Source organism: Kitasatospora sp. NPDC050463 (assembly GCF_040655255.1).
Lineage (GTDB): Bacteria > Actinomycetota > Actinomycetes > Streptomycetales > Streptomycetaceae > Kitasatospora.
In genome coordinates this window covers 60068-82467 of the sequence record NZ_JBFAJO010000022.1, presented here as the reverse complement: position 1 = coordinate 82467, position 22400 = coordinate 60068, and the positions used below count along the sequence as shown (strand labels likewise).

17 protein-coding genes and 4 tRNA genes are annotated in these 22400 nt (G+C 72.5%); 11 read left to right on the top strand and 10 right to left on the bottom strand.

The annotated features are described in order from the left end of the window. Positions 1–119 precede the first annotated feature (119 nt). The gene (gene purF, locus AB0J08_RS16570) at positions 120–1703 is read left to right on the top strand and encodes an amidophosphoribosyltransferase (protein ID WP_360633550.1); all 1584 of its coding nucleotides are present in this window, start codon (positions 120–122) and stop codon (positions 1701–1703) included. Positions 1704–1781: 78 nt separating this feature from the next. Continuing rightward, the gene (gene purM, locus AB0J08_RS16565; RefSeq protein WP_360633547.1) at positions 1782–2867 is read left to right on the top strand and encodes a phosphoribosylformylglycinamidine cyclo-ligase; all 1086 of its coding nucleotides are present in this window, start codon (positions 1782–1784) and stop codon (positions 2865–2867) included. 211 nt (positions 2868–3078) lie between these two features. On the opposite strand, the gene AB0J08_RS16560 is transcribed toward purM, so the two are convergent. Next, positions 3079–3336: a DUF3073 domain-containing protein gene (locus tag AB0J08_RS16560; protein ID WP_329489015.1), complete on the bottom strand. Its 258-nt coding sequence runs from the start codon at positions 3334–3336 to the stop codon at positions 3079–3081. A gap of 474 nt (positions 3337–3810) precedes the next feature. Beyond that, the gene (locus AB0J08_RS16555) at positions 3811–4929 is read right to left on the bottom strand and encodes a Glu/Leu/Phe/Val dehydrogenase dimerization domain-containing protein (RefSeq protein WP_360633664.1); all 1119 of its coding nucleotides are present in this window, start codon (positions 4927–4929) and stop codon (positions 3811–3813) included. 252 nt (positions 4930–5181) lie between these two features. On the opposite strand from AB0J08_RS16555, the gene AB0J08_RS16550 reads away from it, so the two are divergent. Both AB0J08_RS16550 and bldC read left to right on the top strand, forming a co-directional pair. Next, positions 5182–6138, top strand: coding sequence for a hypothetical protein (locus AB0J08_RS16550; RefSeq protein WP_360633544.1), 957 nt, complete (start codon positions 5182–5184; stop codon positions 6136–6138). A 575-nt stretch (positions 6139–6713) separates the two neighbouring features. Beyond that, positions 6714–6920, top strand: a complete 207-nt coding sequence (bldC, locus tag AB0J08_RS16545; protein WP_014137253.1) for a developmental transcriptional regulator BldC — start codon at positions 6714–6716, stop codon at positions 6918–6920. A 368-nt stretch (positions 6921–7288) separates the two neighbouring features. On the opposite strand, the gene AB0J08_RS16540 is transcribed toward bldC, so the two are convergent. The 3 genes from AB0J08_RS16540 to AB0J08_RS16530 all read right to left on the bottom strand — a co-directional run bounded on the left by AB0J08_RS16540 (position 7289) and on the right by AB0J08_RS16530 (position 12671). Continuing rightward, a tRNA-Asp gene (locus AB0J08_RS16540) sits at positions 7289–7362 on the bottom strand. 105 nt (positions 7363–7467) lie between these two features. Then, complete coding sequence (gene hrpA, locus AB0J08_RS16535; RefSeq protein ID WP_360633661.1) at positions 7468–11403, bottom strand: ATP-dependent RNA helicase HrpA; 3936 nt, start codon at positions 11401–11403, stop codon at positions 7468–7470. A 296-nt stretch (positions 11404–11699) separates the two neighbouring features. Next, positions 11700–12671 (bottom strand): LysR family transcriptional regulator, encoded by a 972-nt coding sequence (locus AB0J08_RS16530; RefSeq protein WP_360633541.1) that lies wholly within the window; start codon positions 12669–12671, stop codon positions 11700–11702. 316 nt (positions 12672–12987) lie between these two features. Here AB0J08_RS16530 and AB0J08_RS16525 point away from each other — a divergent pair, with 316 nt between their 5' ends. The 3 genes from AB0J08_RS16525 to AB0J08_RS16515 all read left to right on the top strand — a co-directional run bounded on the left by AB0J08_RS16525 (position 12988) and on the right by AB0J08_RS16515 (position 16939). After that, positions 12988–13908 carry a zinc-binding dehydrogenase gene (locus AB0J08_RS16525; RefSeq protein WP_360633538.1) on the top strand — a complete coding sequence of 307 codons (921 nt, stop codon included), beginning with the start codon at positions 12988–12990 and terminating at the stop codon, positions 13906–13908. A 117-nt stretch (positions 13909–14025) separates the two neighbouring features. After that, positions 14026–15102: an alpha/beta fold hydrolase gene (locus tag AB0J08_RS16520; protein ID WP_360633535.1), complete on the top strand. Its 1077-nt coding sequence runs from the start codon at positions 14026–14028 to the stop codon at positions 15100–15102. 538 nt (positions 15103–15640) lie between these two features. Beyond that, positions 15641–16939, top strand: coding sequence for a hypothetical protein (locus tag AB0J08_RS16515; RefSeq protein WP_360633532.1), 1299 nt, complete (start codon positions 15641–15643; stop codon positions 16937–16939). A 217-nt stretch (positions 16940–17156) separates the two neighbouring features. On the opposite strand, the gene AB0J08_RS16510 is transcribed toward AB0J08_RS16515, so the two are convergent. The 4 genes from AB0J08_RS16510 to AB0J08_RS16495 form a co-directional block, all read right to left on the bottom strand. Next, positions 17157–17230, bottom strand: a tRNA-Phe gene (locus tag AB0J08_RS16510). A gap of 27 nt (positions 17231–17257) precedes the next feature. Continuing rightward, a tRNA-Asp gene (locus tag AB0J08_RS16505) sits at positions 17258–17331 on the bottom strand. 65 nt (positions 17332–17396) lie between these two features. Beyond that, positions 17397–17469: transfer RNA gene (locus AB0J08_RS16500), tRNA-Glu, on the bottom strand. A gap of 113 nt (positions 17470–17582) precedes the next feature. Next, on the bottom strand, positions 17583–17924 hold the full coding sequence (locus AB0J08_RS16495; RefSeq protein ID WP_360633529.1) for a metallopeptidase family protein: 342 nt from the start codon (positions 17922–17924) through the stop codon (positions 17583–17585). A gap of 70 nt (positions 17925–17994) precedes the next feature. On the opposite strand from AB0J08_RS16495, the gene crcB (AB0J08_RS16490) reads away from it, so the two are divergent. From crcB (AB0J08_RS16490) to crcB (AB0J08_RS16480), 3 genes are read left to right on the top strand one after another with little or no spacing between them, the layout of a single operon-like run. Then, on the top strand, positions 17995–18510 hold the full coding sequence (gene crcB / locus AB0J08_RS16490) for a fluoride efflux transporter CrcB (RefSeq protein WP_360633526.1): 516 nt from the start codon (positions 17995–17997) through the stop codon (positions 18508–18510). Beyond that, the gene (locus AB0J08_RS16485; RefSeq protein ID WP_360633523.1) at positions 18507–18896 is read left to right on the top strand and encodes a DUF190 domain-containing protein; all 390 of its coding nucleotides are present in this window, start codon (positions 18507–18509) and stop codon (positions 18894–18896) included. The genes crcB (AB0J08_RS16490) and AB0J08_RS16485 overlap by 4 nt, the downstream gene beginning before the upstream one ends. Next, the gene (gene crcB, locus AB0J08_RS16480) at positions 18893–19267 is read left to right on the top strand and encodes a fluoride efflux transporter CrcB (protein ID WP_360633520.1); all 375 of its coding nucleotides are present in this window, start codon (positions 18893–18895) and stop codon (positions 19265–19267) included. Before AB0J08_RS16485 ends, crcB (AB0J08_RS16480) begins: the two co-directional genes overlap by 4 nt. Positions 19268–19527: 260 nt before the next feature. Here the strand turns inward: crcB (AB0J08_RS16480) and AB0J08_RS16475 are convergent, their stop codons facing one another. Next, positions 19528–19854, bottom strand: a complete 327-nt coding sequence (locus tag AB0J08_RS16475; protein WP_360633517.1) for a hypothetical protein — start codon at positions 19852–19854, stop codon at positions 19528–19530. Between the two features lie 646 nt (positions 19855–20500). Here AB0J08_RS16475 and AB0J08_RS16470 point away from each other — a divergent pair. Continuing rightward, positions 20501–22400 (top strand): DEAD/DEAH box helicase (locus AB0J08_RS16470; protein ID WP_360633514.1); only part of this gene is annotated, 1900 nt, incomplete at its 3' end.

The following is a 22400-nucleotide window of genomic DNA, read 5'->3' as shown; positions in this document are numbered from 1 at the left end:
TCACCCCGAAATCCGCACCTGGTAAGGGGTTTTGTCTACGCGCGTCGCCGACCGATCGCCCAACAATCCCCGCCTCCCCGGTTCCGGAAGCCTGTGCCAACTGCCCTAGACTCGAAGGCGTGCCACGTGGTGACGGAAGACTCAACCACGATCTTCTTCCCGGTGAGAAAGGCCCCCAGGACGCTTGCGGCGTCTTCGGTGTCTGGGCTCCCGGCGAGGAGGTCGCCAAGCTCACGTTCTTCGGCCTTTACGCCCTGCAGCACCGCGGTCAGGAATCCGCGGGCATCGCAGTGAGCAACGGCTCCCAGATTCTCGTCTTCAAGGACATGGGACTCGTCTCCCAGGTCTTCGACGAGGCCTCCCTGGGGTCGTTGCACGGGCATATCGCCGTCGGACACGCCCGCTACTCGACCACCGGTTCCTCGGTCTGGGAGAACGCCCAGCCGACCTTCCGCGCGACCGTTCACGGTTCGCTGGCCCTCGGGCACAACGGAAACCTGGTGAACACCGCCGAACTGGCGGCCATGGTCGCCGAACTGCCCGGAGAGGAGCACGTCTCCCGCTCGGGCCGCTCGGCCGCGACCAACGACACCGATCTGGTGACGGCCCTGCTCGCCGGGCACCCGGACCTCTCCATCGAGGAGACGGCCAAGCTCGTCCTGCCCAAGGTCAAGGGCGCGTTCTCGCTGGTCTTCATGGACGAGCACACGCTCTACGCCGCCCGCGACCCGCAGGGCATCCGCCCGCTGGTGCTCGGCCGGCTGGAGCGCGGCTGGGTGGTCGCCTCCGAGACGGCGGCGCTCGACATCTGCGGCGCCTCCTTCATCCGCGAGGTCGAGCCCGGTGAGCTCATCGCCATCGACGAGAACGGCATGCGGACCTCCCGCTTCGCCGAGGCCAAGCCCAAGGGCTGCGTCTTCGAGTACGTCTACCTGGCCCGCCCCGACACCTCCATCGCCGGTCGCAACGTGCACCTCTCCCGTGTGGAGATGGGCCGCAAGCTGGCCGCCGAGGCGCCCGTCGACGCGGACCTGGTGATAGCGACCCCGGAGTCCGGCACCCCCGCCGCCATCGGCTACGCCGAGGCCAGCGGCATCCCGTACGGCTCGGGCCTGGTGAAGAACGCCTACGTGGGCCGCACCTTCATCCAGCCCAGCCAGACCATCCGCCAGCTCGGCATCCGGTTGAAGCTCAACCCGCTGCGCGAGGTCATCCAGGGCAAGCGCCTGGTGGTCGTGGACGACTCGATCGTCCGCGGCAACACCCAGCGCGCCCTGGTGAAGATGCTCCGCGAAGCCGGCGCGGCCGAGGTCCACATCCGGATCTCCTCGCCGCCGGTCAAGTGGCCGTGCTTCTTCGGCATCGACTTCGCCACCCGCGCGGAGCTGATCGCCAACGGCATGACCATCGAGGAGATCGGCCGCACCCTCGGTGCCGACTCGCTCTCCTACATCTCGATCGACGGCATGATCGAGGCCACCAAGCAGCCGAAGGACCGGCTCTGCCGGGCCTGCTTCGACGGTGAGTACCCGATGGAGCTGCCGGACCCGGCGCTGCTCGGCAAGCTCCTGCTGGAGGCCGAGATCAAGGGCGGCCAGCAGCCGCCCGCGGTCCGCGGCAAGCCGACCAGCGGCAGTGACCTGGACGGCGTCCAGTCCCTGCTCGGCGGAGCGGGCGCGGCCGACGCGCTGCGACGCCCGTAACGACCTGACGGTGGGGTCCCGGAACCCGGGGCCCCACCGCTGTTCCAACCCCCACTGACCCGAAAGGGCCGCACCGCAGTGACCACGAACCAGAACGGCGCCACCTACGCCGCCGCCGGCGTCGACATCGAGGCGGGCGACCGCGCCGTCGAGCTCATGAAGCAGTGGGTGAAGAAGGCCAGCCGCCCCGAGGTGGTCGGCGGCATCGGCGGCTTCGCCGGGCTCTTCGACGCGTCCGCCTTCAAGCGCTACGAGCGGCCGCTGCTGGCCTCGGCCACCGACGGCGTGGGGACGAAGGTCGCCATCGCCGCCGCCATGGACAAGCACGACACCATCGGCCACGACCTGGTCGGCATGGTCGTGGACGACCTGGTGGTCTGCGGCGCCGAGCCGCTGTTCATGACCGACTACATCTGCGTCGGCAAGGTCGTCCCGGAGCGGGTCGCCGCGATCGTCAAGGGCATCGCGGAGGGCTGCGCGCTGGCCGGCTGCGCCCTGGTCGGCGGCGAGACCGCCGAGCACCCGGGCCTGCTCGGCCCGGACGAGTACGACGTCGCGGGCGCCGGCACCGGCGTGGTCGAGGCGGACGCCCTGCTGGGCGCCGAGCGCGTCCGCGCGGGCGACGTGGTGATCGCGATGGCCGCCTCGGGCCTGCACTCCAACGGCTACTCGCTGGTCCGCCACGTGCTGCTGAACGAGGCCGGCTGGAAGCTGGACCGCAAGGTCGAGGAGTTCGGCCGCACGCTCGGCGAGGAGCTGCTGGAGCCGACCCGGATCTACTCGCTGGACTGCCTGGCGCTCACCCGGGCCACCGAGGTCCACGCCTTCTCGCACGTCACGGGCGGCGGCCTGGCGGCCAACCTGGCGCGGGTGATCCCGGAGGGCCTGCACGCCCGCCTGGACCGCGGCACCTGGACCCCGCTGCCGGTCTTCCAGACCGTCGCCGAGGTCGGCAAGGTGTCCACCCTGGAGATCGAGAAGACCCTGAACATGGGTGTCGGCATGGTCGCGGTCGTCCCGCCGCACTCGGTGGACGTCGTGCTGTCGATCCTGGAGGACCGCGGCGTCGAGGCCTGGCTGCTCGGCGACATCGTCGACCGCTCCGGCGAGCACGAGGGCGGCGCGGCGCTGTACAACGCGTACGAGGGTTTCACCGCCGGCTGAGCACGGCTGCACGGGCACGGCCGGCTGCACGGACAGCTGGCTGCAAAGGGGCCCCTCCGGCGATCGCCGGAGGGGCCCTTCCGCGTACCCGTCGAAGCGTGCCGGGGCAGCCGGAAGCGAACGGACGGTCGAGGACGGGGGCCCGGCCTCCGGGAACGCCGAAAACCGGCCCGGCGCGCTGGGCGCTCGGGCCGGTCAGGCCAGACTGTGACTACGCGCGGCGGCGGGCCTGCGAGGGCCCGGTACCCGACGTGCTGTCATCGTCCTCGTCGTCGTCGGCGTACCGAGCCGCGTATTCCGCGTAGGGGTCGTCGTCCTCTTCTTCCTCGATCGGCTCAGGCTCGATCGAGGCGGTAGAGGGCGATACGCCCAGCTCGTTGGACAGACGATTGGCGTCGAACCCGCCGCTGTTGTACTTCAGCTCGCGGGCGACCTTCGTCTGCTTGGCCTTGGCCCGGCCGCGCCCCATGGGTCGACCCCCTCAACGATGGGGCTCACGGCCCCGAGTCTGACACGTGTTCATGATCAAGAGCGGCCTGCCCGAATGGGGAGAACCGTCCCTTGGAGCATTAACGGTACCTGTTTCTGCCGCTGGACGGTACGTCGTCGGTGTGACGTGGCGCGCACCGGCCGCACCCAAGACCAGGTCTTCCCAGGTCACGGGAGGTTTTGCGGCAGTTTGCGCGCTGTCCGGAGGTAGCTGAGGCCCGTTGTTCCGGGATCGATTATCCCCCCAAGGGGGATGTTGGATCACCCGATCGGGCGCAGAAGTGAGAATCCGGTTCCACATTGTGATGCGCGGGGGACGAGCCGGGCCCCGCCCCCACCGGCGGGCCGGGAGGTGTGCCCCGGTCCGCCGGCGGACCGCAAAGGAGAGGGCCGCGCCGCCGGTGCCTCACGGATCCCGTGACGCACCGGCGGCGCGGCCCCGGCCACGCGGGGCTCAGCCCCGGCGGGCGCCCGGCAGCAGCACCGAGCGGAGCGCGCTGATCTCGCGCATCCGCTTCTCGGCGAGCCGGTCGGCGGCGACGGCCGGCGGGACGCCGTCGGCCGTCGCCCGGGTGAAGATCTCCAGGGTGGTGTCGAAGATCCGGGTGGCCTTGTTCTTGGCCCGCTCGAAGTTGAAGCCCTCGATCTCGTCGGCGACCTGGATCACGCCGCCGGAGTTCACCAGGTAGTCCGGTGCGTAGAGGATGCCGCGGTCGGCGAGGTCCTTCTCGACGCCGGGGTGGGCGAGCTGGTTGTTGGCCGCACCGCAGACGACGGAGGTGCCGAACTCGCCGAGCGTGCCCACGGTGGCGTCGGTGAGGGCGCCGCCGAGGGCACAGGGGGCGTAGACGTCCAGCTTGCTCTGCAGCAGGGCGGCGCTGTCGGCCACCACCTCGACCTCCGGGTGGGCGGCGCGCACGCGGTTCACGGCGGCCTCGGAGACGTCGGTGATGACGACGGTGGCGCCGTCCGCGACCAGGTGGCCGACCAGGTAGTGGCCGACCTTGCCGACGCCGGCCACGCCGACCCGCTTGCCGCGCAGGGTCGGCTGGCCCCAGCGGGCCTGGGCGCTGGCGCGCATGCCCTGGAAGACGCCGAAGGCGGTCAGGATGGAGGAGTCGCCGGCGCCGCCGTTCTCGGGCGAGCGGCCGGTCACGAACTCGGTCTCGCGGGCGATGACGTCCATGTCCTGGACGTAGGTGCCGACGTCGCAGGCGGTGATGTAGCGCCCGCGCAGGGACTCGACGAAGCGGCCGTACGCCCGCAGCATCGCCTCGTTCTTGTCCTTGTTCGGGTCGCCGATGATGACGGCCTTGCCGCCGCCGAGGTCGAGCCCGGCCAGCGCGTTCTTGTACGACATGCCGCGCGAGAGGTTCAGCGCGTCCTCCAGGGCCGCCTCCTCGGAGGCGTACGGGAAGAAGCGGGTGCCGCCCAGGGCCGGGCCCAGTGCGGTGGAGTGGATGGCGATGATCGCCTTGAGGCCCGAGCTGCGGTCGTGGCAGAGGACGACCTGCTCGTGGCCGTCGCCGGGGGCGGCGCCGTCCTGTTCGGTACGGAAGATCCTGCTGAGCACTCCGGGTGCGGGGTACGCGGCGGATGCGGTCTGTACGTCGGTCACTGTGGTGACTCCAGTATCCGAGGCCCGCTGCTGTGGTGCGGGCGCCTATGGCGAAGCGTAGTCGCGCGGGCGTCCTCGATCTGCCCTCTTGTACGAGCTTGCGCAGCTTGTCCGCCTGGTGAGACGGGGGTGGGCGCGGTGCGTTCCCGAACGGCTCCTGACCGAAGCCCTCCCGGGCGGGGGCCGGTGCGTGCGACGATGCAGAACGTGACCGTCGTGCGCACCTCCGTACTGCCGCCCTACGCCGCCCACCTGCGGGTCTACGAGCCGCTGGCCGCCTTCCCGGAGCCCGAGCGGGCGCGCTGGCAGGCCTATGCCGCGACGCACGGTCCGGACGCCGCGGAGGCCGGCCGGCCGGTGGCCGCGGCGGCGCTGGAGGAGCAGCGGGCGGCGCTGGCGGAGCTGGTCGGCCGCACGCCCCGGGCGCTGCCGGAGCGGGAGAGCGAGCGGGCCTTCGTCCGGTCGGTGGACGGGGTGCTGTACATCTGCCCGTGGGCGACCAGGCTGCGCACCTGGCAGGCGCTGGACGAACTGCGGGCGGCGGCGCCGGTGGCGCTGCTGGACACCGCGCTGCCGCCGGCCACCCGGGCGGCCGCGGAGGCGGACCGGGAGCGCTGGCGGGCGGAGCACCCGGACGCCCGGCCGTGGATCGTGACCAGCCGGTGGGAGGTGCCGGTGCGCTGGTTCCTGCCGTTCGGGGAGGAGGACCGCTGCTTCGTGCCGGCGGGGGAGACCGGCGACGCGGCGGGTGCGGGTGCGGCCGATGCCGTCGGTGTCGCGGCCGAGGGGTTCGGCAAGGAGGAGGAGGGGGAGGGGGAGCAGGCGGCGCTGTTCTACCTGACACCGATGGCGCAGGCGCGCCGCCGGGTGGCCCGGGCCTACCGGGCGCTGCGCGAGGCCGTGCCGGAGGGGGACCTGGTGCGCGGGGCGGAACTGGTGGGGCGGTGGCTGGAGGAGTTCCACCCGCGTTCGCTGGTGGAGTTGGACTACGGGGGGCTGGTGCACCTGCTGGGGCCGGCGGAGCTGCTGGCGGACCGTTCGGCGGGGGAGCTGGAGGACGGCCTGCGCGCGCTGCGGGCCGGCGAGGCGGCGGAGGCGCTGCGGGCGTACGAGGAGCTGACGGTGCGCTGGCGGCGGGTGCTGGCGCTGCGGTACGCGAACTGAGCCTCCGGGAGGAGCCGGGGCGTCGGCGGGGAGCCGTCCGGAGGGGCTGTCGCGGACCGGCCGATGGGGCGTCAGCCCTGGCCGGGCGGGGTGTCGGTAGTACTTGTAAGACTGTAAGAGTCCTACGGCCCGAGCCGTATGACCAAGGTCCTGGTTCGGGTCAATAGCTGTCGAACGTGACACTACTCACCGTTGACGCGAACTAACCCCTATGTGCAAAAATGGGACAACCAGCCCAACTTCACGTGAGCGTGCCCACTTTTGGGTGGTTCTGGAGTCGATGCGTGCTTTGCGGGAAAGCGGGGGGTCTGGTCCCTCCGTAACCGGATGTCACTATAAGGTGACTGCCCGTTATGGGGTAGTCCATCGCCATCCGTCAGCCTTGAACCCGTGAGGGGTCAATTTTGGCGGTTTGGTCGATAGGGCTGGACGGATGGTGTAGTTGTAGACACCAGGACAAGCCGTTCGTCCTATAACCGACTCGGCCCGTGTATGCCATTTCGGGCATCGCGGGCCAAGGTGCAGAATTTGAAGGATAGAACCGCCCTGGTTCGGTTCTCCCGAGGAGGCCGCTCATGACCGCTCGTACCCCTGATGCTGAACCCCTGCTGACGCCGGCAGAGGTCGCCACCATGTTCCGCGTGGACCCGAAGACGGTTACCCGCTGGGCCAAGGCAGGCAAGCTGACGTCCATTCGCACGCTTGGCGGGCACCGTCGTTACCGCGAGGCGGAGGTGCGCGCTCTGCTGGCCGGTATTCCCGCCCAGCGAACCGAGGCCTGATAGGCCGAAGGCTCTTTCAAAGGGGCCGCTTACCGGACTCCGCCGGGTCCGGTAAGCGGCCCCTTTGCATGCCCGCACGCACGCCCGCGCGCACTTCCGGAGATCATGCCGGGCGTCCGGAATGTTGAACTCCGGATAACGATTTGAGGCCCCTGGGGCGGGGGGGATATACAGTTCATAGCTGTGCAATTTTACATATTAAATTAGCGCCCCTCGGGAGGGGTCGCCCCCTGCCCGATCTCAGGAAAAGATAAGTGACGACGATCACACGGGTCGTGGCTTGTGGTCTAGACCTAGTCCGGGGTAGCGGACGCCCGGACAAAAGCGAGAGGCCCGGAACCAGACGGTTCCGGGCCTCTCGGCTACGGCGATCCTGACGGGACTTGAACCCGCGACCTCCACCTTGACAGGGTGGCGAGCTAACCAACTGCTCCACAGGACCAGAGTTTTCCGATCTCGTTCACCCGCTTGCCGCGCTGCGAACAAGACAGACTCTAACCCATGGTGGGCCCCCAGGTCGAACTGGCTCCTGAGGGCCCCGCCCAGCTCAGAGTGCGGCCCTGGCGGCTTCCATCGCCTTCATGATCCGCTTCTCGGAGACCGGGGTCGGCGTACCCAGTGACTGGGCGAAGAAGCTGACCCGCAACTCCTCGATCATCCAGCGGATCGCCAGCACCTCCGGGGCGGGCTGCTGCCCGGCCGGCACGGCCGCCAGCAGCTCCCCGTACTCCTGCTGCACCTGCTGCACCTTCAGCAACTGCTGGGCGTCCCGCTGCGGGTGGTTGGGCAGCGCCTCCAGCCGGCGGTCCACCGCCAGCAGGTAGCGCTTGAGGTCCGGCAGCCGCTGCCAGCCGGTCTCGGTCACGAAGCCCGGGTGCACCAGCGACGCCAGGTGCAGCCGGATGTCGTTCACCGCGGTCAGCAGCACCGGGCTGCTCACCGCCTTCAGCCGGGTCGACGCCTTGTGGAAGGCGATCAGCGCGGTGGCCGTCTTCAGCGTGGTGTCCGCCGAGAGGTCGTAGAGGTCGGCCCGGACCTTCTCGTGCAGCTTGCCGAAGGCCGCCTCGTCCCAGGCCGGCCCGCCGGCCGAGGCCATCAGCCGGTCGGTGGCGCAGGCCACCACGTCCTCGAACAGGGCCGGCACCGAGCCGTGCGGGTTGTACGAGAGCGCGAGCTTCGCCTGGTTGCCCAGCCGGCCCTGGATCGACTTGGCGGGCGAGGTGGTGGTCAGCATCAGCAGCCGCCGGGTGCCCTCCCACATCGCCTGGGTCTGCGCCTGCGGGGTGTCGAAGAGCTTGATCCCGACCGCCTCCCGCTCGTCCACCAGCGCCGGGTAGGCGCGCAGCGAGTGGCCGCGCGAGCGCTGCTCGAAGGTGCGCTGGAGCACCGGCAGCGAGGCCGGCCAGGCGGTCAGCCCGGACTGCTCGATGCCCTGGCCCGAGGCCGCGGAGGAGAGCGTCTCCTTGAGCTTGGGCTTCAGCTGCAGCCGCAGGTCCTCCAGGTCCTTGGACTCGGCGAGCTTCTTGCGGCCGTCGACCACCCGGAAGGTCACCCGGAGGTGGTCAGGCACCCGCTCGTCGTCCCAGGCCTCCGGCGGGACGGTGATCGCCGTCATCCGCTTGAGGATGTGCTCCAGGGTGGGCAGAAGGGGCTCCTGGCGGTCCTTCACCTGGCGCAGGGCGGCCTTGGCGAAGTCCGGGGCCGGGACGAAGTTGCGGCGGATCGCCTTGGGCAGCGCCCGGATGTAGGCGGTGACCAGCTCCTCGCGCAGGCCGGGGATCTGCCAGTCGAAGCCCTCGGCGGTGACCTGGTTGAGCACCGGGAGCGGGATGTGGACGGTCACGCCGTCCGCGTCGCTGCCCGGCTCGAACTGGTAGGTCAGCTTGAACCGGAGTTTGCCCTGCTGCCAGTAGTCCGGGTAGTCCGCCTCGGTGACGCCGTCCGCCGAGTCGTTGATCAGCATCGACTTCTCGAAGTTGAGCAGGTCCGGCTGGTCGTGCCGGGTCTTCTTCCACCAGGAGTCGAAGTGCCGGGTGGAGACGATGTCGTCCGGCAGCCGGCTGTCGTAGAAGTCGAACAGGGTCTGGTCGTCGACCATGATGTCCCGGCGACGGGCCCGGTTCTCCAGCTCCTCGACCTCGCTGAGCAGCTTGCGGTTCTCGGCGAAGAAGCGGTGGTGGGTCTCCCAGTCGCCCTCGACCAGTGCGTTGCGGATGAACAGCTCGCGGCAGAGCTCCGCGTCGATCCGGCCGTAGTTGACCTTGCGCTGGGCGACGACCGGCATCCCGTAGAGGGTCACCTTCTCGTACGCCAGCACCGCGCCGGCCTTCTTCTCCCAGTGCGGCTCGCTGTAGCTGCGCTTGATCAGGTGGCCGGCCAGCGGCTCCACCCACTCGGGCTCGATCTTCGCGTTGATCCGCGCCCAGAGCCGGGACGTCTCGACCAGCTCGGCGGACATCACCCAGCGCGGCGGCTTCTTGAACAGGCCGGAACCGGGGAAGACCGCGAACCGGGCACCGCGGGCGCCGCCGTACTCGCGCTTCTCGACGTCGAAGAGGCCGATGTGCGAGAGCAGGCCGGCCAGCAGCGACTGGTGGATCCGGTCGGCGTCCGGCTCGGCGTCGGGGTGCGGCTCCTCGATGGTGACGCCGAGCTGCTTGGCGACCGTGCGGAGCTGGGTGTAGATGTCCTGCCACTCCCGTATCCGCAGGTAGTTGAGGAACTCGGCCTTGCACATCCGGCGGAAGGCCGAGGAGGAGAGCTCCTTCTGCTGCTCCCGTACGTAGCGCCACATGGCGAGGAAGGAGAGGAAGTCGGAGGTCTCGGACTGGAAGCGGCGGTGCCGGTCGTCGGCGGCCTGGCGCTTCTCGGTGGGGCGCTCGCGCGGGTCCTGGATGGAGAGCGCGGCGGCGATCACCATGACGTCGCGGACGCAGCCGTTCTTGTCGGCCTCCAGGACCATCCGGGCCATCCGCGGGTCCACCGGGAGCTGGGCCAGCTGGCGGCCGAGCGGGGTGAGGCGCTTGCGGACGTCCTTCTCCTCGGGGTCCAGCGCGCCGAGTTCGTGGAGGAGGTTGACGCCGTCCTTGATGTTGCGGGAGTCCGGCGGGTCCAGGAACGGGAAGGCGGCGATGTCGCCGAGGCCGGCGGCGGTCATCTGGAGGATGACCGAGGCCAGGTTGGTGCGCAGGATCTCGGCGTCGGTGAACTCGGGGCGGGAGAGGAAGTCCTCCTCCGAGTACAGCCGGATGCAGATGCCGTCCGAGGTGCGGCCGCAGCGGCCCTTGCGCTGGTTGGCGCTGGCCTGGCTGATCGCCTCGATCGGCAGCCGCTGCACCTTGGTGCGGTGGCTGTAGCGGGAGATGCGGGCGGTGCCCGGGTCGATCACGTACTTGATGCCCGGGACGGTGAGGCTGGTCTCGGCGACGTTGGTCGCCAGGACGATCCGGCGGGAGCCGGAGCGCTGGAAGACCTTGTGCTGCTCGGCCGAGCTCAGCCGGGCGTAGAGCGGGAGGACTTCGGTGAACTTCAGCTTCAGCTTGTCGAGGGCGTCGGCGGTGTCGCGGATCTCGCGCTCGCCGGAGAGGAAGACCAGGATGTCGCCGGGGCCCTCGGCCTGGAGCTCCTCGGCGGCCTCGCAGATCGCCTGGATCTGGTCGCGGTCCCGGTCGGCGTCGCTGGGGCCGTTGTCGCCGTCCGCGTCGTCGGCGTCGTCGACGATCGGCCGGTAGCGGACCTCGACCGGGTAGGTGCGGCCGGACACCTCGACGATCGGCGCGTCACCGAAGTGGTGGGCGAAGCGCTCCGGGTCGATGGTCGCCGAGGTGATGACGACCTTGAGGTCCGGGCGCCGGGGCAGCAGCTGCTTGATGTACCCGAGGATGAAGTCGATGTTGAGGCTGCGCTCGTGCGCCTCGTCGATGATCAGGGTGTCGTACTGGCGCAGCTCGCGGTCGGTCTGGATCTCGGCGAGCAGGATGCCGTCGGTCATCAGCTTGACCAGGGTGTCCGGGCCGACCTGGTCGGTGAACCGGACCTTCCAGCCGACCGCCTCGCCGAGCGGCGTGCGCAACTCCTCCGCGACGCGCTCGGCCACCGTACGGGCGGCGATCCGGCGGGGCTGGGTGTGCCCGACCAGGCCACGGACCCCGCGGCCCAGCTCCAGACAGATCTTCGGGATCTGGGTGGTCTTGCCGGAGCCGGTCTCGCCCGCCACGATCACCACCTGGTGGTCGCGGATGGCGGCGAGGATCTCGGACTTCTTCTGGCTGACCGGCAGCTCGGCGGGATAGGTGATCTCGGGGACGGCGGCCCGGCGCTGCGCGACCAGCAGTTCGGCGCGCTCGATGTCGCCGGCGATCTCGGCGGCGACCTTCTGCCGGGCCTCGGGCTTGCGGACCCGCCGGGCGCCCTCCAGCCGGCGCCCGATCCGCACCTGGTCGCGCAGGGTCAGTTCGGGCAGGCGGGCGGCCAGCTCGCCGATACCGGGGCCGCCGCCGTCGGGGGACGCGTCGGCGGACTGGACTGCGGGAGAACTCACTGCGGGCATCCCTCTAGGTTCGCAAGGAGATGCGGCGGCGCGCACCTCGGTTTTCGAGCTCCTCCAGTGTCACAGCCGCCGCCGGGGATGTGCGAACCCCGTCCGGGGCGGCGTGCGGGCAACCGCGGCGGCCGGCCACGGCGGTCGGGGCGGCGGTGGGGGCCAGCGGTGGGGGCCAGCGGTCAGGGCGCCGGGGCTCCGCGGGCGGGGAAGGGCTTCGAGGACGCCCGGGAGTGTCGTCAGCCGTCCAGGGCCGCCTCGTCCGGGCCGGGCAGCCAGTCCCGGGCCGGGTCGTACTCCAGCCAGCGGCTGCGCCGGGCCGCCTCGGTGAACGCTCCGAGCAGCGGATCCAGCCGGTGCGGCGGCTCGTCGGTGTCGCGCCAGAGCAGCGACCAGGCGTAGAGCGGGGTGGGGTCGACCAGCGGGACGGTCCGGATGCCGGGGCCGCCGGGGCCGGCCGGCAGATCGGGGAGCGGACAGTCGGCGGGGAGCAGCGAGAAGCAGGCCGGATCGGTGCGGATCCGCTCGGCGAAGCGCTCCAGGCCCAGATTGGTCGAGCCGGCCCGCTCCTCGATGCCGAAGCGGTCGGCGAAGCGGGTCAGGAAGTCCAGCCGGTCCACCGCGGCCGGGTAGCGCAGCACGCTGCCGCGCAGGTCGGCCGGGCGCAGGACGTCGCGGCCGGCCAGCGGATGGTCGGTGCTCAGCAGCGCGTCCACCGGCTCCAGCCGGACCAGCCGGTGCGCCAGCCCCGCGTCCAGGCCGTCCGGCAGCGGGTGCACCCGGCCGAAGCCGGCGTCCGACTCGCCGCGTCGCAGGGCCGCCGCCACCGAGGGGAGGTCCCGTCCGGGGACGGGCTCCACCTCCAGCCCGGGCACCCCCTCGACGGCCCGGGCGAGCGTCCGCATCGGCGCGTACAGGTGCCCCCAGACGTCGACGCGCAGCGGGCGCCGGGCGCGGGCCACCGCGGCCACGGCGAGGTCGCCCTGGGCGAGCAGCCGTCGGGCGGGCTCCAGGAACCGCTGCCCGGCCCCGGTGAGTCCGACCCCGCGCGGGTCGCGGTCCAGGAGGCGGGCACCGAGCGCCGCCTCCAACCGGGCGACCCGCTTGGACAGGGCCTGCTGGCTGATCGCCAGCCGCGCGGCCGCCCGTCCGAAGTGCAGCTCCTCGGCCGCCGTCGCGAAGGCGCGGACCTGGGCGAGATCGAGATCCATGGCCGCCCACCCTAGGGCCTGGGGCCGGCGGGCGGGGCGGCCGTGCCGTCCGTGGGGGCGTCCCCACCGGGCCGGGTCGGCGGGCGCCGGTCGGTGCTCCGGGCGGGTGCTGCCCGTCGAGGGCCGCCGTCCCCGTTCGGAGCCCCGGGCGCCGCTGCCGGGGTGCCGGCCGCCGAGGCGGTGGCCGAGGGGCCGACAACGGCTGGTTGTCGGGCCCGGTGAGGCGGTTGTTGGACCGGGTCCGCGCGGCCGGGGTCTGCTGGGGCCACCACCTCGGCCGGACCGGCCGGCGAGGCGAGAGGGAGGGCCGAGGACCATGAAGGCGCTGACACCGACCGGACGGGCGGACGCGACGGTGGCGTTCGCGGAGGTGGAGCAGCCGCGGCCGGGCCCGGGCGAGGCCCTGGTGAAGGTCGAGGCGTTCGCGGTGAACCGCGGCGAGACGTTCCAGCTGGAGGCCCCGAAGCCCGGCTGGCGGCCCGGCAAGGACATCGCCGGCCTGGTCGTGCAGGCCGCCGCCGACGGCTCCGGGCCGGCCGTCTGCCGCCGGGTCGTCGGCCACCCGCCGGCCGGCGGCTGGGCCGAGTACGTGTGCGTGCCCACCGGCTCGCTCGCCGAGATCCCCGACGGACTGGACGCCGTCCGGGCCGCCGCCCTCCCCCTGGCCGGGCTCACCGCGCTGCGGCTGCTGCGCACCGCCGGCGCGCTGGCGGGCCGCCGGGTGCTGCTCACCGGTGCGTCCGGGGGCGTCGGCCACTACGTCACCGAGCTGGCCTCGGCGGCGGGCGCGGAGCTGACCGCCGTCACCGCCTCGGCGGAGCGCGGGCGGCGGCTGGTGGAGCTGGGGGCGGCGGAGGTGGTCCACGAGGTCGGCGCGGCCCGCGGCCCGTACGACCTGGTGCTGGAGTCGACGGGCGGCGCCGACCTGCCGTCGGCGCTCGCCCGGCTGGCCCGGCGCGGCACGCTGATCTGGTTCGGCCAGGCCTCCCGCACGCCGGTGACGCTGGACTTCTTCGACTTCTTCGCCGGGCCGGAGTCCGCCACGCTGCGGCACTTCCACTACGCGGACTCCGACGTGGCCGACGGCGAGGACCTCGCCACCCTGGTCCGCCTGGTGGGGGAGGGGCGGCTGACCCCGGAGATCGGCCGGGTGGCGCCCTGGGCCGAGACCGCCGCCGTGCTCACCGACCTGAAGGAGCGGCGGATCCGCGGCAAGGCCGTGCTCACGCTGCCCTGACGTGAAGCGCCCTGACGTTCGGCGCTCTGCCGTCCAAGTGCTCTGCCGTCCAAGTGCTCTGCCGTTCGGCGCCCTGACGTAACTGCCACCTCCTGACGTGAGATGAGTGTGATCCCCGTGACCGACGTGCCCGACCTCTCCTTCCTCGACCACCCCGGCCTGCTGCCGGCCTTCGTCGAGGAGAACCGCCCGCGCGCCACCGGCGCCGGGCTGGACCCGCACGAGTACGCCCGGGTCACCGCGGCGCTGTGCTCCACGCGTGAGTGGCCCGAGACGTTCCGGGCCGCCGGCCGGCGCCACCGGGCCGCCGCCGACCGCGCCGCCGCCGAGGGCCGGTCGGTGTCGGCCGGCGAGGCCTACCGGACGGCCGCCCGCTGGTTCCACTTCGCCGGCCTGCTACCGCACCCCGACCGGGTGGCCGCCGCCCTCGCCGCCACCGGGGCGGACGAGGCGATGCACCGCGCGCTGGCCCATCTCGACCCGGCGGCCGAGCGGGTCGAGGGCAAATCCTTCGCGGGCTGGCTCCGCCGCCCGGTCGGGGCCGGTCGGCGCCCGCTGGTGATCGTCGTCCCGGGGATGGACTCCGGCAAGGAGGAGTTCCACGCGGTCGCCGAGGCGCTGCTGGCGCGCGGGGTGGCCGTCTTCGCGATGGACGGCCCCGGCCAGGGCGTCCTCGCCGCGACCAGCGCCCCCGAGCCGGACTACCACCGCGTGGTCGGCCGGGTGATCGACGCCCTCGCGGCCCGGGACGGCGTGGACGGCGACCGCGTCGGGGTGATCGGCCTCAGCCTCGGCGGCTACTACGCCGCGATCACCGCCGCCCACGAGCCGCGGATCCGGGCCACCGCCGTCGTCAGCGGCCCGTACCGCCTGGACTGGGACGCCCTGGTCCCGTTCGTCACCGCGACCCTGACCCAGCGCTGCGGGAGCGCGGACGCGGCCCGCGCCTTCGTCCGCCGGGTCGACCTGACCGACCTGGCCCCGGACCTCACCGGCCCGCTGCTGGTCGTCGAGGGCGGCGAGGACCGGATCCCCGGTGTCACCACCGCCGAGGCGCTGGTCCGCCGGGCTCCCCGGGCCGAGCTCCTGCTCGTCCCGCACGGCAACCACCTGCTCGGCAACGCCCTCGCGGACTGGCTCCCCGCCACCGCGGACTGGCTCACCGCGCGGCTGTCCGCCAGGTCGGCCGGCTGACTGCCCCGCACGACTGCGGACGGCGCCGGTCGGCCGGTCGGTACGGCAGCAGTTCGCTCGTGATCAGGCCGAAGTCGAACGGCTCGGGGATGTGCGGCGTCTCGCCGAACTCGACGTCCTCGCGGCGGTGGTACTTCGTACCGTCGGGACGGCTGAACAGGGTGACGGTCTCCTGCCCCGCGTCGACCGACAGGTACAGCGGGATGCCTGTCCGGGGGTGGTCGCGGACCTTTGAACCGGCGGCGGACCAGGAGCAGGTTCCGCTGGTGGATGCCGACGAAGGCCGCTGACCTGCGGTGGGGCCGGTCCGGGAGCGAGGTTCGAAAATTCTTTGGATCCACCTGCAACCTCGGCGGGTGCCACACGTCCAGTCAAGTGAGAGGCACGGAAGGGGGGCCACCTTCCGAGGCGGGGGATCTTCCGCTCGTGACCCGGTGATTCACGGGCCAGCTGAGCCACTCACTCACTCATTCGGTCACAGACGGCGCCGCCGACCCGCTGTTCGGCATGCCCGCAACCAATCGCTCCAGGGGGAACCATGTCCAGCACCACCCTTGTCCGCCGTTCGCGCCGTACCGTCGCCGCTGCGGCCGCGCTCGGAGTGGTCGCGCTCGGCGGCTCGCTCGCACTCCCGGCGCAGGCCGCCTTCGCCGAGGGCGTGAAGGGCGCGAAGCTGACCGTCCAGGCTCCGGCGTCGGTCGGCTTCGCCGGGCAGTCGGTCGCGTTCACCGAGACGATCACCAACACCGGCGCCGAAGCCACCAGGTTCTCGCTCTCCCTGGAGACCACCAGTGAGGTGGGCACGCCGCCGAACTCGATCACGATCGACTACAAGGACCCCGAGAACGGCGCATGGAAGTCGGTGCCGCTGGAGTTCCACCAGGGGCCCGAGGCGACCACCTACGACGGCTTGGTGCACGGCATCACCGTCCCGGCCGGCAAGACGGTCACCCTGAACATGCGCATCGGCGCCCCCATGGGCCTGCCGCACCAGGGGGCGAGCAACGGGGGCTTGCGCTCCATGACCCTGCGTTCCGCCGTGACCGTGCCCGGATCGTGGGTGAAGCTGGCCGAGCAGGTCAAGACGATCAAGGTCGAGTCCGTCCGGACCTCGCTCGCCGCCGTGCCCGCCACGGCGGTCGCCGGCGGCGCGCCGATCGAGTTCGACGCGGTGCTGGCCAACCCCACGCCGTCCGGTTACGTCAACCTCGGCAACGTGCTCTTCGGCGACGCCCACGCCACCGTGCAGGTCCGCAAGGCGGACGGGACGTGGACCACGCTGACGAAGGTGTCCGGTGGAGCCGACGAGCAGCCCGGTGTCTACCTGCAGGGCCGCAACTCCACCATCGGTGCCGGGAGGACCGTGGTGACCCGGGTGCGCGTGTCGTACGACAAGAACACGCCGTTGGGGGCGACCGCGCTCAACCCGTGCGTCTTCGTCAACGAGGGCTCCACGCCGTTCCGGGGGACCACCCTGTGCGGCAAGGGCAGCACCGTCAAGGTGGTCGCACCGGCCGAGGCGCCCGCCACGCCGGCCACCGGCGCCAAGCCGGCGGCCAAGCCGGCCACCGCCCCCTCCGCGCCCGCCACCGCCCGCTCCACCCCGGCCCCGGCCTCCGCCCCGGCCACCGCCCGCTCCACCCCGGCCCCGGCGTCCGCCCCGGCCGCCGCAGCGCCGCAGGCCTCCGCCCCGGCCACGCCGGCCACGCCGGTCGCGGGTGAACTCGCCGCCACCGGCGCCGAGTCCACCATGGTCCCGGCCGTCGCCGCCGCGGCCCTCTCCACCCTCGGCGCCGGCGCGGTTCTCCTCGCCCGCCGCCTGCGCCGCCGCTCCTGAGGCGTCGCCGCCCCTGTGCCTCCCCGGCCACCGGCCCGGGGAGGCACAGGCCCGTGCGGGGGCGACGTACCCGGCGCGGCCGGGAACCGCAGCGGAAGACTCTCGGATCACTCGGTGCGACCGGCCCACCCGAGCCGGTCGCGTACCGGTAGCGTGCTGGGCATGCAGAAGGCCCCGGAGAGTGATCTCTCCGGGGCCTTCCCGCTGTTCGCAGCTGTGGCCAGGGCCGGGGTCGAACCGGCGACCTTCCGCTTTTCAGGCGGACGCTCGTACCAACTGAGCTACCTGGCCGTACTGCACCGTCTCTTGCGAGACGAGCGATCCCGACGGGACTTGAACCCGCGACCTCCACCTTGACAGGGTGGCGAGCTAACCAACTGCTCCACGGGACCTTATGTGGATTGCTCCACTGAGGTCTTGCTAGGTCTTGCGCACTGCACTGTACTACGGTACTGCGTGCCCCCAACGGGATTCGAACCCGTGCTACCGCCTTGAAAGGGCGGCGTCCTGGGCCACTAGACGATGAGGGCTTGCGGCCTGTCCCGCTGTTTCCAGCGTTCGGGGACGTCGAGAAGCATATGGGATGTCGGGCGGATCGCCAAAACGGGTTTGGGCCGGGTGGGTGGGCGGCTCCGCGGGCCGGTCAGGACCAGCCGAGTTCGTCGAGCTCGTGGTCGTCGAAGCCGAAGTGGTGGGCGACCTCGTGGATGACCGTGGTGCGGACCTCCTCGACCACCTGCTCGCGGGTCTCGCAGTGCCGCAGGGCCGGGCCCCGGTAGATGATGATCCGATCGGGCAGGACGCCTGCGTACCACTCGCCGCGCTCGGTGAGCGGAGTGCCCTCGTAGAGGCCCAGGAGCTCCGGGTCGGCGGGGTCGGGCTCGTCCTCGACGAACACCGCCACGTTGTCCATCATGGCCGCGAGCTTCGGGGGAATCTGGTCGAGGGCGTCACTGACCAGCGTCTCGAACTCTTCCCGGGTCATCTCCACCGGATCATTGTCGGGTCTGGGGTGACGGTGTGCCAGGCGGTGGCGACCGGTGTTTCATGGGCCCATGGCGACATCGGAGGGCGCGGTGGACGACGCGGTGGACTCGGGCGGGGCCGGCGGCGCGCTGCGGACCGTGCCGGCGGCGGTGCCGCCGCGCCGGGCGCCGGCGCTGCGCGGGCAGGGGCCCGCCGTGGCGGTGGTCGCGCTGGGCGGGGCGATCGGGGCGTCGGCCCGGTACGGGGCCGGGCTGCTCTGGCCGACGGGGGCCGCGGACTTCCCGTGGACGACGCTGGCGGTGAACGGGACGGGCTGCGCGGTGATCGGGGTCTTCCTGGTGGTGATCACCGAGGGTCGGCCCGCGCATCCGCTGCTGCGGCCGTTCTTCGGCACCGGGGTGCTGGGCGGCTTCACGACCTTCTCCACGTACGCGGTGGACATCCGGCGGCTGGTGGCGCAGGGCCGGCCCGGTGGCGGGGTGGCGTACCTGGGGCTGACGCTGCTGGTGGCGCTGACCGCGGTCTGGGCGGCGGCCGGATTGACGCGCCGTCTGGTCCGGCGTGGGGCACGGCGGTCGGGATGACGCGGCTGACCGGGCCGGCGCTGCGGCTGACCGTGCTGGTGGGCGAGAACGACCGCTGGCGCCACCGCCCGCTGTACAGCGAGATCGTGCACCGGGCCCGGGCGGCCGGGCTGGCGGGGGCGAGTGTGTTCCGGGGGATCGAGGGGTTCGGGGCGTCGTCGCTGGTGCACACGGCCCGCCTGCTGTCGTTGAGCGAGGACCTGCCGGTGGCGGTGGTGATCGTGGACACCGAGGAGCGGGTCCGGGGCTTCCTGCCGCAGCTGGACGCACTGGTGGGGGAGGGGCTGGTGGTGCTCGACCCCTGCGAGGTGATCCGGTACGTCGGACGCGCCGACGACGGCGACGGTGACGGCGACAGCGGTGGTGGGGCGGTGGCGGGGCGGTGAACTGGCTGCTGGTGGTGGTCGGGGCGGTGGTCGGCGCGCCGCTGCGGTATCTGACCGACCGGGCGGTGCAGGCGCGGCACGACTCGGTGTTCCCGTGGGGCACCTTCACCGTGAACGTGGCCGGCTGCCTGGTGCTCGGGCTGGTGACCGGGGCGGTGGCGGCCGGCGCGGCGTCCTCGCACGTCCAACTCCTGCTCGGGACGGGGCTCTGCGGGGCGCTGACGACGTATTCGACCTTCTCGTACGAGACGCTGCGGCTGGCCGGCGGCGGGGCCGGACGGTACGCGTTGGCCAATGTGGTCGGCAGCGTGGCGGCGGGGCTGGCGGCGGTGTACGCGGGGGCGGAACTGGCCTCGGTGCTCTGGGGGTGAGCACGCGGTCGGCCCGCATCGCCTCGGCCCGGTCGGGCAGGGCCCGGTCCGGTGAGGTCCGGTCCGGAGGTTTGAACCGGTGGGGCTGCGCCGGCCGGATGGCGTCCGGGGGCTTCCTGCCGGGCCGCCCGTGTCCCGTTGCCCGGGGCGCGCGTTGGGCACCGAAAGTGCCGCGCGCGATGGCGGCGGCCCGGGCCCGGGTGGGGCAGTGGAAGAGGGAGCTCGGTGGCGGCGATGCGTTCGGTGTGCGAGGTGGGCGCTCAGGAGGAACGTTCGGCCGGTCGTCCGGCGGTCGACCGGCCGGTGGTGGTGCGGGCGGTGGCGGTGCGGCAGGCGGAGCCGAGGGCGGTGGCGGTGCGCAACGGTGTGGTGCGCGCGGCGGCGGTGCTGGCGGTGGCCGGGCTGGGCCTGACCGGGTGCATGTCGGTGGGGCCGGGCGCGGACGAGAAGCACGGCACGGTGCCGGTCGGGCAGGCCGGGACGGTGGGCAAGGCCGGCGGCGGTGCGTCGGCCACGCCGACCGGCGGCCGCTCGGGTGGTGCGTCCGGGCGGTCGGAGCGCCCCGGGGGCGTGCAGGTGGCGAACACGCCTGGGGTGGGTCCGACGCAGGCGCCGGGCGCGGTGTCGCCCGGAGCGAACGGCGCGGCTGCCGGCGCGGAGGCGGTGCCGGGCGCGGTGCCGCCCGAGGCCGAGCCGGGCGCGAACGGGGCCGCCGGGGGCGTGAGCGCCAGTAGCGCACCTCACCATCCCGCCGATTCCTCCACCGGCGGGATGACGGCCGGCACGGGTGGCACGGGTGGCACAGGCGGTACGGGCGGCGGTGGAACCGGTGGCAGCGGCGGATCCGGCGGTGGAACGGGCGACGGGCGGTCCGGTGGCGGCACTGCGACCGGCCCGGCGGCGAGCCCGAGCGGCCGGCCGTCCGCCTCCCCCGATCCCAGCCCCGTCACGCCCGCCCCGCCGACCACGCCGACCCCGGAACCCTCGCCCGGCAACTCCGGATCTTCGGCCCCGAGCCCCGGTTCGGGCGGGCACTAGGTCTCTGGCCAGTGCATTTGCCTCCGATCCCCAGGTTCCCCTATGGTGGTAGATCGTTCGTTTGATTCATTTGACTGGCGCCCTAATTCCCATCTGGCGCCCTTGGCGCGTACCGGCGATCCGTGGCTGACCGCATAGAGGCGGTTGTGAAACAGAACCCGGACTTTGGCGCGTGCCACTTCCGGAAGGTTTTGCATGTCTCTCGTTGACGACGCCCGCTTCGCCATGCCCGCGAGCGAGTCCGCCGCCGATGTCACCCCCATCGATGCCCCCGAGGTCGAGCTGATCGACGCCGACCAGGACGTCGACCTCACCGCCGACCTGGACGCCGCCGACGAGGCCGCGGCCGAGGAGAGCGCCGAGCCCACCCTCACCTTCGGTGACCTGGGCCTGCACGACGACGTCGTGCGCGCCCTCGCCAAGCGCGGCGTCACCACCCCCTTCCCGATCCAGGCCGCGACCATCCCGGACGCGCTGGCCGGCAAGGACGTGCTGGGCCGTGGCCGTACCGGCTCCGGCAAGACCCTCAGCTTCGGCCTGCCGCTGCTGACCCGCCTCGCCGACGGCGAGCGCACCAAGCCCAAGCACCCGCGCGGCCTGATCCTCGTCCCGACCCGCGAGCTGGCCATGCAGGTGGCCGACGCGCTGGAGCCGTTCGGCTCGGTGCTCGGCCTCAAGCTCAAGGTCGTCTGCGGCGGCACCTCGATGTCGAACCAGATCTACGCGCTGGAGCGCGGCGTCGACGTCCTGGTCGCCACCCCCGGCCGTCTGCGCGACCTGCTGAACCGCGGCAGCGCCAAGCTGGGCGACGTCCGGACCGTCGTGCTCGACGAGGCCGACCAGATGGCCGACATGGGCTTCCTGCCCGAGGTCACCGAGATCCTCGACCAGGTGCCGGCCGGCGGCCAGCGCCTGCTGTTCTCCGCCACCCTGGAGAACGAGATCGACACCCTGGTCAAGCGCTACCTGAAGAACCCGGTCACCCACGAGGTCGACCCGTCGGCCGGCGCGGTCACCACCATGACCCACCACATCCTCGTGGTGAAGCCCAAGGACAAGGCGCCGATCACCAACGCGATCGCCGCCCGCAAGGGCCGCACGATCATCTTCGTCCGCACCCAGATGGGCGCCGACCGCGTGGCCGAGCAGCTCATCGAGGCCGGTGTGAAGGCCGACGCGCTGCACGGCGGCATGACCCAGGGCGCCCGCACCCGCGTCCTCGGCGACTTCAAGGACGGCTACGTCAACGTCGTCGTCGCGACCGACGTCGCCGCCCGTGGCATCCACGTCGACGGCATCGACCTGGTCCTGAACGTGGACCCGGCCGGCGACCACAAGGACTACCTGCACCGCTCGGGCCGCACCGCGCGGGCCGGCCGCTCCGGCGCCGTCGTCACCCTGGTGCTGCCGCACCAGCGTCGCGGCGTGTTCCGCCTGATGGAGGACGCGGGCGTGGACGCCTCGCGCCACATCCTCGACCACGCCTTCGACGCCGAGGTCGCCAAGATCACCGGCGCCCGTTCGCTGATCGAGGTCCAGGCCGAGAGCGCCGCCGGCATCGCCGGTGCCGCCGAGCGCGAGCTCGCCGACATGACCCGCCAGCTGGAGCGCGCGCAGCGCCGCGCCACCGAGCTGCGCGAGGAGGCCGACCGCCTGGCCGCCCGTGCCGCGCGCGAGCGGGCCGACCTGGGCATCGAGGACGAGGCGCCCGCCGCCGAGGCCGAGGGTGCCGAGACCGCCGCGACCGCCGAGGTTCCCGCGGAGACGGCCGCCCCGGCCGCCGCCGTGACCGAGGAGCGGGCCCCGTCCTACCGCGAGGCGCGCACCGAGCGCCCGGCGTACGGCCGCGACCGTGACGACCGCGGCCGTGACGACCGCGGTGGCCGCTCCGGTGGCTTCAACCGTGACCGTGACGACCGCGGCGGCCGCTCCGGTGGCTTCAACCGTGACGACCGTGGTGGCCGTTCCTTCGGTGACCGTGACAACCGTGGCGGTGGCGGCTTCAACCGTGACCGTGACGACCGCGGCGGCCGCTCCGGTGGCTTCAACCGTGACGACCGTGGTGGCCGTTCCTTCGGTGACCGTGACAACCGTA